Source organism: Escherichia sp. E10V10 (assembly GCF_004211985.1).
Lineage (GTDB): Bacteria > Pseudomonadota > Gammaproteobacteria > Enterobacterales > Enterobacteriaceae > Escherichia.
In genome coordinates, this window is the sequence record NZ_RHJO01000001.1 from 14,495 (window position 1) to 27,856 (window position 13,362).

Genomic DNA, 13,362 nt, shown 5'->3' on the forward strand with positions numbered 1-13,362 from the left:
AAGTCAGCAATATAAAAAAGCCTATAATCCTCACGAATCATAGGCTTGAAGTGACTGACATCGATTAGTTAAACCAACTGTCCGATTTATTCTCTTCTGCTTTACCCACGCTTTTCATCAAATCGCGACCACCTTCTGTCACATTCCTGTTAGCGTCAGCTTCAGATTGCACGACATCAGTTTGCGCGGCTTTGTGCTTCAGCTCCTGATCGATAAATTCGTTCTCGCGCTTAACGCGGGCTTCTTCTTTCGCCAGCGCCAGTTTTTGTTTCTGAATCTCTAAACTGCGCAGCTCATCTTCATAACTTTGATCGCGTTTTTTATCCGCAGTGACTTCGGCGTCGAGTTTATCCTGGCGAGCTTTCTTATCCGCTGCTGCTGCCGCCGCTCTTTTATTGGCGGCGGCCTGAGCGTTTGCGCGCCGTTGTTTCTCTTGCTGAATTTCCCTGTTGCGCTCTGCTACCCATTCGTCATGCTGTCTTTGCTCTTCATTTTTACCTTGCTGTTCAGCTTCAGCGACAGCTGAAAGTTGATCCTGTAATGAAGAGGCGAAAGCCGAGCTACTAACAGCGGCTAAAATGGCGCAAAGAAAAACTTTCTTCATGAGTCCTCCTGATTGCTATCTTTTTTCAGGACATTTTGTGTTTGGCTGAATGCGAGTTTCGTTATACGTAGTGGTAATGACAACGGCTAAACCCGTTGTGAACTGGCACTCTTTACCCACTTGAGTAGAGGTATACACCTTGGTCCCTTCTTTATAGGTTAACGAAACCCCTTCCACTAACGTCTTATCATTCACCATAGAACCTGCAGCCGCACCTACGGCACCGCCGCCAACTGCACCCGCAGTAGTACCTGAATTGCTGCCAGACCCTACGTTATGTCCAATCACACCGCCAGCGACAGCACCAATCAGTGCGCCAAACGTCTGTGCTGCCCTTTTATTTTCTGAATTATCTACCGCTACTTTCGCAGGTAGAATGGAAATGATATTAACGGTTTTGGTTTCTTGTTTGGTATTCAGTTGATCAGTTTGATAAACATCGGCGGCATGATCGTCAGCATTTGATTGGCATCCTGCCAACATGGATGACGCTAAAATTGCCACAGGCAGAAGACATTTTTTAAATTTCATCACTATTCCTTGTTATAGACTTTACGAAAAACAAGACATTTAAGATCATCGAAAGAGGAAAGTAAATGTATAGACTATGGAGGAATAGATTAAATTTATTTGAATTCATTGAGTAAATAAATACGCGTTAACGCATAATAAAAACATATATATTATGTCTAATATACATTGCATCTTATTGCAGAATGATTCGAAATCAGGACAAAGAGGTAAAATTTAGATAAATAAATGCCTGCCGCTTTGATAACAACAAAGAGCAACCGTGTCTGACAGCATTGAGCCGTCTTGTTCAGTAAAGGTGACGAAGGTAATCGCTAACGTTGTACCGGGGATTCGATAGAGAGTGTGGATTGCTGAGCTTCTTTTTTGCTCTGATGATGCTGCCAGGCGCCAACGGACGAGTAGATAAAGCGGCCAAAGAAGAAGAGAAAGCTGATAAGCAATACGATACGAGTCATGCGACTGTTAAATCGGTGTCGTTTTCGCATACTGGTTGGCTGACTCACAAAGGGTTCCTCAAGGTATGTCCATACCATGGACGGTACTTACATTAAGGCATACCCAGACGCAATGGTCAATTGTTCATTATGTAAAAAAGCGTTAGCTGATACATGTTTTAATGTTATGGAAGTTAATTTAATTATTTACAACAATGATGTAATAATGACGAGCTAACATTATAAACGTAATAATTCATTAATTAGGGTAATTTTGTTTGATATATATCAATTGGAACTTTCATATGACACTTAAAATCAATGCTCCTTAATAGCGATGAATAATCATCCATCGAAGTCAGGTGGGATGCCTGTCTGAATACACCCTTTCAGGATGTAGGGGGTTCTGCTGAGCATCTATGAAATTGAATGCAACTTATATAAATATACGTGATAAATGGTGGGGGCTTCCGCTGATCCTGCCGTCTATAATCTTGCCTGTTTTCGCCCATATAAATACTTTCGCACATATTTCTTCTGGTGAAGTTTTTCTCTTTTATCTGCCGCTTGCGCTGATGATCAGCATGATGATGTTTTTTAGCTGGGCAGCATTACCAGGTATTGCTTTAGGGATTTTTGTTCGTAAGTATGCCGAACTTGGTTTTTATGAAACGCTCTCGTTAACGGTTAATTTCATTATCATTATTATTCTTTGTTGGGGGGGGTATAAGGTGTTTACGCCCCGGCGTAACAACGTTTCACATGGTGATACCCGCTTAATTTCCCAGCGCATTTTTTGGCAGATTGTTTTCCCTGCAACGTTGTTTCTGGTGCTCTTCCAGTTTGCTGCGTTTGTAGGTTTACTGGCGAGCAGAACAAATCTGGTTGGCGTCATGCCCTTAAATCTGGGAACCTTAATCAATTACCAGGCCTTGCTGGTGGGTAATCTGATAGGCGTCCCGCTTTGCTACTTCATCATTCGTTCTGTACGAAATCCATTTTATTTACGAAGTTATTATTCTCAATTAAAACAACAGATTGACAGTAAAGTTACAAAAAAAGAGTTCGCGCTGTGGTTGCTTGCTCTGGGCGCATTGTTATTTCTGCTATGTATGCCTTTAAATGAAAAAAGCACAATTTTCAGCACCAACTATACCTTGTCGTTATTGCTGCCGCTGATGATGTGGGGAGCGATGCGTTATGGCTACAAGCTGATCTCGTTGCTCTGGGCAATAGTGCTGATGATCAGTATTCATAGCTACCAGAATTATATTCCCCTTTATCATGGGTATACCACTCAACTCACCATAACCTCCTCCAGCTATCTGGTATTTTCTTTTATCGTCAATTACATGGCTGTTCTGGCAACGCGTCAACGAGCGGTGACCAGACGCATTCAGCGACTGGCTTACGTGGACCCGGTTGTTCATCTACCGAATATCCGCGCTTTGAATCGCGCGCTGCGTGATGCGCCCTGGTCCGCGCTATGTTATTTACGCATTCCCGGTATGGAAATGCTGGTAAAGAACTATGGCATCATGTTGCGTATCCAATACAAACAAAAGCTTTCACATTGGCTGGCACCTTTACTGGAACCCGGAGAAGACGTTTATCAGCTTTCTGGCAATGATCTCGCGCTGCGACTGAATACAGAGTCTCACCAGGAGCGCATTATCGCATTGGATAACCATCTTAAGCAGTTTCGTTTCTTTTGGGATGATATGCCATTGCAACCACAGATTGGTGTCAGCTATTGCTATGTCCGTTCGCCAGTGAATCATATTTATTTGCTGTTAGGTGAGCTAAGTACGGTTGCTGAACTCTCTATAGTGACTAATGCCCCGGAAAATATGCAGCGTCGCGGAGCAATGTATCTGCAACGAGAATTAAAAGATAAAGTGGCAATGATGAATCGGCTACAGCAGGCGCTTGAGCACGACGATTTTTGCCTTATGGCCCAGCCAATTATTGGAGTGCGCGGCGATGTCTATCATGAAATTTTGCTGCGTATGAGAGGGGAGAATGATGAACTCATCAATCCTGATAATTTCTTGCCGGTTGCACATGAATTTGGTTTATCGTCCAGTATCGACATGTGGGTCATCGAACATACATTGCAGTTTATGGGGGAAAATAAAGAGAAAATGCCCGCCCAACGATTTGCGATTAATTTGTCGCCAACTTCAGTTTGTCAGGCTCGCTTTCCTGTTAAAATGAGTAAGTTATTGGCGAAATACCAAATAGAGGCGTGGCAGCTTATCTTTGAAGTCACCGAAAGTAATGCCCTTACCAATGTTAAGCAGGCACAGAACACGTTACAACATCTGCAGGAGTTAGGATGCCAGATTGCTATTGATGATTTCGGTACCGGATACGCAAGCTATGCACGGCTAAAAAATGTGAATGCCAATTTATTAAAAATTGATGGCAGCTTCATCCGTAATATTGCCTCGAATAGCCTGGATTACCAGATAGTGGCATCGATTTGTCATCTGGCACGAATGAAGAAAATGCAAGTGGTTGCGGAGTATGTTGAAAATGAAGAGATTCGCAAAGCCGTACACTCTTTGGGTATTGATTACCTGCAAGGCTCTTTGATTGGTGAACCGCAGCCGTTAATTGCGATTACGGCTGAAAGAGAACCTGTTCGAGAAAGCGCGTAATTCATTTGGGCCAACGCAACAGGTTGGCCCGTTTTCATTTCATATTAAGCCGCGATTTCCGGCGTGCTTTCTTCTTCAATTTTTAACCGCCAGCCACTCACGCCTTCCCAGTATTCTTGCTCCTTTTCCAGATCAAGCAATACCAGCGCGTTCTGGCTAAACCAGTCATGTGGAAAACGTAGCGTCCAGTGGCTGTCATCAGTAATAAGAGTCAATGTCGGCGGTGTCGTGGTTGCCTGACGTTGATTGTTAAGTAATACGCCAAGGCGCAACAGTTGAATTAACGGCAGGAACTGTTTTTTCTTAAACAGCGTAAAGCGCGGCAGATCGTCGAGCTTAATCGCTTTACGATGATAACGCACCAGCGTCGCCATCATCAGTTGTTGTTCCTGATTAAATCCTGGCAAGTCGCTGTTTTGCAGGATATACGCCGAATGGCGATGAAGGCCGCTATGATTAATGCTTAATCCGACTTCATGCAGCATGGCGGCCCAGCGCAGTAATGCTTCCAGTTGTGGATGGGCCAGCTTCGGTTGCTGTTCCCGCCATTGTTCGTACATTTGCATAGTTGTGTCGAGCACCCGTCGGGCCTGTTCACTGTCAATGTGATACTGGTTGGCCAGGCTGCTGGCGGTGCGGCTACGCACATCCTGATGGCGGAAACGTCCTTCCATTTCATATAAAACGCCTTCACGCAGCGCCCCGTCAGAAAGCCGCAGTTCGCGAATGGCTAAGGCATCAAAGACACCACACAAAATAGCCAGACCAGGAACAAAAACCGTTTTCCGTTCTTCCGACAGACCCGGCAAACTTAACGCCGAGAAATTTCGATGACGCAATACTTCTTTCACCAGTTTATCGAGGCGCTCTGGTGTAATGATGCCGTCTTTCTCGCCCATTTCCAGCAACACTTCATGGGCGGCTTTAATCGTACCGGAAGCCCCCATTGCAACGTTCCAGCCCTGAATACGGAATTGCCAGGTTAATGTTTCCAGTTTTTGTGCAGCCGCCATGCGTGCGCGCTGAAAATTCTCTTTATTGATGACCCCGCCCGGAAAATAAAGCTGGGCAAAGCTAACGCAACCCATCCGGCGGCTTTCGACGAGAATCGGTTCGAAATTTTCTCCAATTACCAGCTCCGTTGAGCCGCCGCCAATATCAATAACCAGTTTGCGACCTTTTTCCGGCTGGGTATGTTCCACACCCATAAAAATCAGACGAGCTTCTTCGTTGCCGGAAATAATTTCAATCGGATAGGGGATAACCTTTTCGGCGCGTTTCAGAAAATCAGTAGCGTTCAGCGCCTGGCGCAGTGTATGTGTCCCGACAATGCAAACACTAGAAGGAGAGAAACCTTGCAAGCGTTCGGCAAACAGCGACAGACAGCTTAAACCGCGCGTCATCGCCTCCTCACTCAACATATTATCTGGCCCCAGACCATCTGCCAGGTGTACCCGTTGTTTCAGGCGGCCAATAATCTGCATGGCGCCATCCACCACACGGGCAATAACCATGTGGAAACTGTTTGAACCAAGATCGACCGCAGCAAACTCCTGCGGGCGAGGGGATTTGTCGTGTATTGGCATAGGTTATTCTGGTTGTTCGAGTGATTTTATGTAGTCGTAGATCGCCAACTGCGCCCGAACTTTCCGGCGATTACCGCGGGGAACGTAGCGATTACTGAGTTCTTTATCGATATAACGTGCTTTCACCGTATCGCTGAACAGAATATCTACGATATCCAGTACCCGCTGCTTCAGGCGCGGGTCGAGCAGCGGCGTAGCCACTTCAATACGATAATCAATGTTGCGCGTCATCCAGTCGGCGGAAGAAAGGTAAACCTTTTTATCGCCACCATTTTCAAAAATATAGACCCGATCATGTTCAAGGTAACGGTCAACAATGCTGATAGCACGAATATTGTCGCTAATGCCTTCCAGATTGGGGATCAGCGAACACATCCCGCGTACCAGCAGATTTACCGGCACGCCGGAACTGGATGCCGCATACAGACGATCGACCAGTCCTTTATCGACCAGGTTATTCAGTTTCAGAGTAATACCGCTGGGCAGCCCTTGCTGCGCGTTGGCGATTTCGCGGTCTACCATTTCATATAACAGACGGCGAGAGTTTTGCGGTGACACCATTAAATAATCAAATGTCACCGGGCGGTATGGGTTTTCAATAAAGTTAAATACCCGCCGCACTTCGTTGGTGATGCGCGCATCGGCGGTCAGCAGCGAATAGTCGGTATAAAGACGTGCGGTTTTTTCGTTAAAGTTCCCGGTCCCGATATGCGCGTAACGCACGACTTCACCGTTTTCTTTACGTGAAATCAGGAACAGTTTGGCGTGAATTTTCAGCCCCGGCGCAGAGAAGATAACGTGCACGCCAGCTTCGGTTAGTCGCTTCGCCCAATGAATGTTAGCTTCTTCGTCAAAACGTGCCTGTAGCTCAACCACCACGGTCACTTTCTTGCCGTTGTGCGCAGCGTGGATCATCGAGTCGATGATGCGTGAATCTTTTGCCACACGGTAAATGTTGATTTTAATCGCCAGCACGCTCGGATCGAACGAGGCCTGACGCAACAGTTCCAGTACGTGCTCAAAGGTGTGATAAGGGTAATAGAGCAGAACATCGCGTTCGCGAATGGCATCAAAACCGTTGCGGAACTGGGCTTTATCAAACCAGATATGGCGTAAACGCGGCAGTGGTTTGTTAACCAGATTCGCTTTGCCTACATTGGGGAAATTAATAAAGTCTTTAAAATTATGATAACGACCGCCGGGGACGATAGAGTCGTAACGAGAAATAGTCAGTTTCTCACGCAACACTTCAACCAGCGCGTTAGGCATATCACGCTGATAAACAAAACGTACTGGCTCTGCGGTTAAACGCTGTTTCAGACTGGAAGACATCAGCTCCATCAGGCTGGCTTCCATCTCGTGTACTAAATCGTATTCGGCGTCGCGGGTCATCTTCATCGAATAGGCATTCAGCGCGTCATAATCAAAGAAGCCTTTGAAGATATCATCAAGGCAGTAACGCAGAATGTTATCCAACAAAATCATTGGCTTGCGTCGACGTGGTGCTTCCGGCGGCAAATTCACAAAGCGCGGAACTTTATCCGATGGGATCTCCAGCAGCGCGTAACGGATGGTATCGCCACGAATAATCTCCACCGCCAGATAGGTATAATCATCTTTCAGAAACTGCACTAAGTCAGTGTCAGGATTGATTAAAATCGGCGTAATGTGCTGGCGCAGATACTGCTTAAAATAATGACGCAGCCAGTTTTGTTGATTAACGGAGAGTTGGCGTTCATTAATCAGGAAGATCTGGTTACGCGCCATCTCCAGTAGCAGTTCATTGTAAAGGCCGTCAAATTCCTGATCGGCTTTCAGCACGCGGGATTGAATTTTGCCCAGCAAATGGCGGGAATGAGAGTTAGAACCTTGTTCTTCGCTAATAATGATACGTCGCTTCAGTTCAGCGAAGCGAACTTTATAGAACTCATCAAGGTTATTGGAATAGATCCCAAGAAAACGCATCCTTTCAATCAGCGGGTTAGATTTGTCCGCCGCTTCCTGAAGCACGCGTTCATTGAACGATAACCAACTGAGCTCTTTCTCGATGTATAGCTTTTCCTGACCCATTACCACTTTTACTCCGTTTTATTCACGGGACACTGCCTGGATATTATGGCGAGCAATGTTGGCAGATGTCCAACTATGCCAGAAAAGGGGGAAAAAAACTGCTGAAGCCTGCGATTTACAGGATAAATGAGAAGCGCCAGCAGTAGCGCTGGCGCTTAAAATATGCGGAAGATTACTCGTCGTCGGCGGCGTAGCCCTGCGGTGGAAGACGCTGATCATCCAGCCACGCGGCGTTTTCATGCATCTTCAGACGACCATCAACAAACCAGCTAATGACCAACGGGTAAATAGCATGTTCCTGAGTTTGCACGCGAGCGGTGATTTCATCTTCCATATCACCAGCAAAAACCGGAACTTTAGCCTGCAAAATCACCGGGCCGCCGTCCAGCTCATCGGTGACGAAATGCACTGATGTACCGTGTTCTTCATCGCCATTTTCCAGCGCCTGACGATGGGTATGCAAACCGGGATATTTTGGTAGCAGGGAAGGGTGAATGTTCAGCAAACGCCCGGCGTAGTGGGAAACAAACGCTGGGCTGAGAATGCGCATAAAACCGGCCAGAACGACTACATCGGGTGCGTACACGTCGATTTCGTGCATCAACTCCCGATCATAGTCTTCCCGACTGTCAAATTGGCTGGCAATAAGCGTATGCGTTGCGATACCTGCTTTGCGGGCGCGCTCAAGGCCGAACGCGTCGGCCTTATTGCTAAAAACTGCCCGTAGGGTGCCTTTAATTTTGTTGGTTTTACAGGCATCAATAATTGCCTGCAAATTACTTCCGTTGCCGGAAATAAGCACCACAATATTCATTATTCGATAACCACGCGTTGTTCGGAATCAGAAGCTTTGATGATACCGATTTTCCACGCGTTTTCACCGTTGGCATTGAGCAGGGCGAGAGCTTTGTCCACTTCCGGAGCAGGCAGGGCGATAACCATCCCGACGCCGCAGTTGAAGGTACGATACATTTCATGGCGGCTGACGTTACCTGCCGTTTGCAGCCAGTTGAACACTTCCGGCCACTGCCAGGAGGATTCATCAATCACTGCCTGAGTGTTTTCTGGTAATACGCGAGGAATGTTTTCCCAGAAACCGCCGCCGGTCAGGTGCGCAATGGCGTGAACATCAACCTTTTCAATCAATTCCAGCACTGACTTCACATAAATACGGGTTGGCGCCAGCAGATGATCGGCTAAAGGTTTTCCGTCCAGCTCTGTAGTTTGCGGGTCGCAACCGCTGACTTCGAGAATTTTGCGTACCAGCGAGTAACCGTTCGAGTGCGGGCCGCTGGAGCCGAGCGCAATGAGCACATCGCCGTCGCTAACTTTAGAACCGTCGATGATTTCTGATTTTTCTACCACGCCAACGCAGAAGCCAGCGACATCGTAATCTTCGCCGTGATACATCCCCGGCATTTCTGCCGTTTCGCCACCCACCAGTGAACAGCCCGATTGCAGACAACCTTCCGCGATGCCGCTGATCACCGCTGAAGCGGTATCAACATCCAGTTTTCCGGTTGCGTAATAGTCGAGGAAGAACAGCGGTTCTGCGCCTTGCACCACCAGGTCATTAACGCACATGGCGACCAGATCAATACCAATGGTGTCGTGACGTTTTAAGTCCATCGCCAGACGCAGCTTGGTGCCTACACCGTCAGTGCCGGAAACCAGTACGGGTTCACGATATTTTTGCGGCAATGCACACAGCGCACCGAAGCCGCCCAGACCGCCCATGACTTCCGGACGACGCGTTTTCTTCACTACGCCTTTGATTCTTCCAACCAGAGCATTACCCGCGTCAATATCAACACCGGCATCTTTGTAGCTAAGAGAGGTTTTATCGGTCACTGCTTGGGTCCCCACGCGTTACTTGCGGTAGAAAAATAAAATTCGGCGCAATTCTAACAGGGAAAGCAAACGTTTGCGAGACTGCTTTACACAACCTTTTTCTGCCTTTTTTAGCCTACCAGGCAGCGTAGTAGCGCATAAATAAACGTATTGAATGATTGTATTGTGAGATAATGGAAATAAATAACCATTTGAATGTGAAATGATTTTTTTATCAAACAGTTGTTGATTTGACTAAAGTCAACGAAAATTATATTGCCGCCTTAAAAAAAGGCGGTATAATCCGTCGATTTTTTTTGTGGCTGCCCTCAAAGGAGAAAGAGTATGAAGATCGTGGAAGTCAAACACCCACTCGTCAAACACAAGCTGGGACTGATGCGTGAGCAAGATATCAGCACCAAGCGCTTTCGCGAACTCGCTTCCGAAGTGGGTAGCCTGCTGACTTACGAAGCGACCGCCGACCTCGAAACGGAAAAAGTCACTATTGAAGGTTGGAACGGCCCGGTAGAAATCGACCAGATCAAAGGTAAGAAAATTACCGTGGTGCCAATTCTGCGTGCGGGTCTGGGGATGATGGACGGTGTTCTGGAAAACGTTCCGAGCGCGCGCATCAGCGTAGTCGGTATGTACCGTGATGAAGAAACACTGGAGCCGGTACCGTACTTCCAGAAACTGGTTTCTAACATCGATGAGCGTATGGCGCTGATCGTTGACCCAATGCTGGCAACCGGTGGTTCCGTTATCGCGACCATCGACCTGCTGAAAAAAGCGGGCTGCAGCAGCATTAAAGTGCTGGTGCTGGTGGCTGCGCCAGAAGGTATCGCTGCGCTGGAAAAAGCGCATCCGGACGTCGAGCTGTATACCGCATCGATTGACCAGGGGCTGAATGAGCACGGATACATTATCCCGGGCCTCGGCGATGCTGGTGATAAAATCTTTGGTACGAAATAACGAATAAAAAATAATTAAAGCCGACTTTAAGAGTCGGCTTTTTTTTGAGTAAAGCGCCTATAACACATAATATACAGAGGATAATACTATGACGCGCCGTGCTATCGGGGTGAGTGAAAGACCGCCACTTTTACAGACAATCCCGCTTAGTTTACAACATTTGTTCGCCATGTTTGGTGCAACCGTCCTGGTGCCCGTCTTATTTCATATCAACCCGGCGACCGTACTGTTATTTAACGGTATCGGAACGCTGCTGTATCTCTTCATCTGTAAAGGGAAAATTCCGGCTTATCTTGGTTCGAGCTTTGCCTTTATTTCTCCGGTGTTATTGCTGTTGCCGTTGGGTTATGAAGTCGCGCTGGGCGGCTTTATTATGTGCGGCGTGCTGTTCTGTCTGGTTTCTTTTATTGTGAAGAAAGCAGGGACTGGCTGGCTGGATGTGCTGTTTCCTCCAGCGGCAATGGGGGCAATCGTTGCTGTCATCGGTCTGGAGCTGGCGGGCGTGGCTGCTGGCATGGCTGGCTTACTCCCGGCTGAAGGGCAAACGCCAGATTCCAAAACCATCATTATCTCCATTACTACCCTTGCGGTTACGGTTTTAGGTTCCGTTCTGTTCCGCGGTTTCCTGGCGATTATCCCGATTTTGATTGGCGTGTTGGTGGGGTACGCGCTCTCCTTCGCAATGGGTATTGTCGATACCACGCCGATTATTAATGCTCACTGGTTTGCTCTGCCGACCTTTTACACGCCGCGCTTTGAGTGGTTTGCCATTTTGACCATTCTGCCTGCGGCGCTGGTGGTTATTGCCGAACACGTGGGGCATCTGGTGGTAACGGCTAACATCGTGAAAAAAGATCTGCTGCGCGATCCTGGCCTGCACCGTTCCATGTTCGCTAACGGCCTGTCGACCGTTATCTCTGGGTTCTTTGGTTCCACGCCAAACACTACCTACGGGGAAAACATCGGCGTTATGGCGATCACCCGCGTCTACAGTACCTGGGTAATCGGTGGTGCGGCGATCTTCGCCATTCTGCTCTCCTGTGTTGGTAAACTGGCTGCTGCTATCCAGATGATCCCACTGCCGGTGATGGGCGGCGTTTCGCTGCTGCTTTACGGTGTCATCGGCGCTTCTGGTATTCGCGTACTTATTGAATCGAAAGTGGACTACAACAAAGCACAGAACTTGATCCTGACTTCCGTGATCCTGATCATCGGCGTCAGCGGCGCGAAGGTAAACATCGGTGCGGCAGAGCTGAAAGGTATGGCGTTGGCGACCATCGTCGGCATTGGCTTAAGCCTGATCTTTAAATTGATTAGCGTGATCCGTCCGGAAGAAGTGGTGTTGGATGCAGAAGACGCCGATATAACAGAAAAATAATGTAGCGACCGGGCAGTAATGCTGCCCGGTTCAAACATGATGGAATTCTGTGGTAAACTTCTCGTGATTTTGTGAAATCCCTGGTTGAGGTATCTCTGAACACACCGGCACAGCTCTCTTTGCCACTTTATCTTCCTGACGACGAAACCTTTGCAAGTTTCTGGCCGGGGGATAACTCCTCTTTACTGGCCGCGATGAAAAACGTGCTGCGTCAGGAACATAGCGGTTACATCTATCTCTGGGCACGCGAAGGCGCGGGGCGCAGCCATCTGCTGCACGCGGCTTGCGCGGAATTGTCGCAGCGTGGCGATGCGGTAGGTTATGTCCCGCTGGATAAACGCACCTGGTTTGTTCCGGAAGTGCTCGATGGTATGGAACAACTGTCACTGGTTTGCATCGACAATATTGAGTGTATTGCTGGCGATGAGTTGTGGGAGATGGCGATTTTTGATCTCTACAATCGGATTCTGGAGTCAGGTAAAACACGGTTGCTGATCACTGGTGATCGTCCACCTCGTCAGTTGAATCTGGGGTTACCGGATCTTGCGTCACGTCTCGACTGGGGGCAGATCTACAAGTTGCAGCCACTTTCTGATGAAGACAAATTGCAGGCATTACAGTTACGCGCCCGTTTGCGTGGTTTTGAACTGCCGGAAGATGTGGGACGTTTCTTGCTGAAGCGGCTCGACAGAGAGATGCGCACGCTATTTATGACGTTGGATCAGCTGGATCGCGCATCGATTACTGCACAACGTAAATTGACCATTCCGTTTGTGAAAGAGATCCTGAAGCTGTAGACAGGACGTTTATTGTCGGATGCGCGTCCATTGTATTCGTAGTCTTTGTAGGCCGGATAAGACGCGGCAAGCGTCGCATCCGGCAATGTACCTTAGCTACCGAAAGGGTACATCTTAACCAACGATTTCCAGCACCTGCTCCGGTGGGCGACCAATCCGCGCTTTGCCATTCACGACCACAATCGGGCGTTCCATCAGCTTCGGATTATCCACCATCGCCTGAATCAGCACTTCTTCGCTAAGCGAACTGTCTGCAAGATTCAGCTCTTTATAAAGATCCTCTTTCTGGCGCATCAATTCACGGGCGCTATTCATACCCAACATTTTCAGCAAATTACGTAGCGTTGCCGCATCGGCGGGTGTCTCAAGATAGAGCACCACTTCCGGCTCCACACCATTTTCTTTCAGCAGGTTCAGCGTTTCACGGCTCTTTGAGCAGCGTGGGTTGTGGTAGATTTTTACCTGTTTGGTCATTGTTCTTCCTTTAATGCGAA

Annotated in this window: 13 protein-coding genes; 5 read left to right on the forward strand and 8 right to left on the reverse strand. The window is 47.8% G+C overall.

The window, feature by feature from the left end; all coding sequences use genetic code 11:
* Positions 1–64: 64 nt before the first annotated feature.
* The 3 genes from D9736_RS00035 to D9736_RS00045 form a co-directional block, all read right to left on the reverse strand.
* Positions 65–604 carry a DUF5384 family protein gene (locus D9736_RS00035; RefSeq protein ID WP_130214597.1) on the reverse strand — a complete coding sequence of 180 codons (540 nt, stop codon included), beginning with the start codon at positions 602–604 and terminating at the stop codon, positions 65–67.
* Between the two features lie 15 nt (positions 605–619).
* The gene (locus D9736_RS00040; RefSeq protein ID WP_165383134.1) at positions 620–1,138 is read right to left on the reverse strand and encodes a glycine zipper 2TM domain-containing protein; all 519 of its coding nucleotides are present in this window, start codon (positions 1,136–1,138) and stop codon (positions 620–622) included.
* Positions 1,139–1,449: 311 nt separating this feature from the next.
* Complete coding sequence (locus tag D9736_RS00045) at positions 1,450–1,641, reverse strand: YfgG family protein (RefSeq protein WP_165382789.1); 192 nt, start codon at positions 1,639–1,641, stop codon at positions 1,450–1,452.
* A gap of 28 nt (positions 1,642–1,669) precedes the next feature.
* Here D9736_RS00045 and D9736_RS23310 point away from each other — a divergent pair, with 28 nt between their 5' ends.
* The gene (locus D9736_RS23310; protein WP_165383135.1) at positions 1,670–1,810 is read left to right on the forward strand and encodes a hypothetical protein; all 141 of its coding nucleotides are present in this window, start codon (positions 1,670–1,672) and stop codon (positions 1,808–1,810) included.
* 181 nt (positions 1,811–1,991) lie between these two features.
* Positions 1,992–4,235 (forward strand): sensor domain-containing phosphodiesterase, encoded by a 2,244-nt coding sequence (locus tag D9736_RS00050; RefSeq protein ID WP_130214593.1) that lies wholly within the window; start codon positions 1,992–1,994, stop codon positions 4,233–4,235.
* A gap of 44 nt (positions 4,236–4,279) precedes the next feature.
* Here D9736_RS00050 and ppx read toward each other — a convergent pair whose 3' ends face one another.
* From ppx to purM, 4 genes are all read right to left on the reverse strand, one after another.
* Positions 4,280–5,821: an exopolyphosphatase gene (ppx, locus tag D9736_RS00055; protein ID WP_130207475.1), complete on the reverse strand. Its 1,542-nt coding sequence runs from the start codon at positions 5,819–5,821 to the stop codon at positions 4,280–4,282.
* 3 nt (positions 5,822–5,824) lie between these two features.
* A complete protein-coding gene (ppk1, locus tag D9736_RS00060; RefSeq protein ID WP_130207473.1) occupies positions 5,825–7,891 on the reverse strand; it encodes a polyphosphate kinase 1 in 2,067 nt (688 codons plus the stop codon).
* Between the two features lie 172 nt (positions 7,892–8,063).
* A complete protein-coding gene (gene purN / locus D9736_RS00065; protein WP_130222015.1) occupies positions 8,064–8,705 on the reverse strand; it encodes a phosphoribosylglycinamide formyltransferase in 642 nt (213 codons plus the stop codon).
* Positions 8,705–9,742 (reverse strand): phosphoribosylformylglycinamidine cyclo-ligase, encoded by a 1,038-nt coding sequence (gene purM / locus D9736_RS00070; RefSeq protein ID WP_064526256.1) that lies wholly within the window; start codon positions 9,740–9,742, stop codon positions 8,705–8,707. Before purM ends, purN begins: the two co-directional genes overlap by 1 nt.
* Before the next feature lie 324 nt (positions 9,743–10,066).
* Here purM and upp point away from each other — a divergent pair, with 324 nt between their 5' ends.
* The 3 genes from upp (at position 10,067) to D9736_RS00085 (ending at position 12,868) form a co-directional block, all read left to right on the forward strand.
* On the forward strand, positions 10,067–10,693 hold the full coding sequence (upp, locus tag D9736_RS00075; protein WP_130207463.1) for a uracil phosphoribosyltransferase: 627 nt from the start codon (positions 10,067–10,069) through the stop codon (positions 10,691–10,693).
* A gap of 88 nt (positions 10,694–10,781) precedes the next feature.
* Positions 10,782–12,071: a uracil permease gene (gene uraA, locus D9736_RS00080; RefSeq protein WP_130257405.1), complete on the forward strand. Its 1,290-nt coding sequence runs from the start codon at positions 10,782–10,784 to the stop codon at positions 12,069–12,071.
* Positions 12,072–12,166: 95 nt separating this feature from the next.
* Positions 12,167–12,868 (forward strand): DnaA inactivator Hda, encoded by a 702-nt coding sequence (locus tag D9736_RS00085; RefSeq protein WP_074399451.1) that lies wholly within the window; start codon positions 12,167–12,169, stop codon positions 12,866–12,868.
* Between the two features lie 114 nt (positions 12,869–12,982).
* Here D9736_RS00085 and arsC read toward each other — a convergent pair whose 3' ends face one another.
* Complete coding sequence (arsC, locus tag D9736_RS00090; protein WP_130222014.1) at positions 12,983–13,342, reverse strand: arsenate reductase (glutaredoxin); 360 nt, start codon at positions 13,340–13,342, stop codon at positions 12,983–12,985.
* Positions 13,343–13,362: the final 20 nt, after the last annotated feature.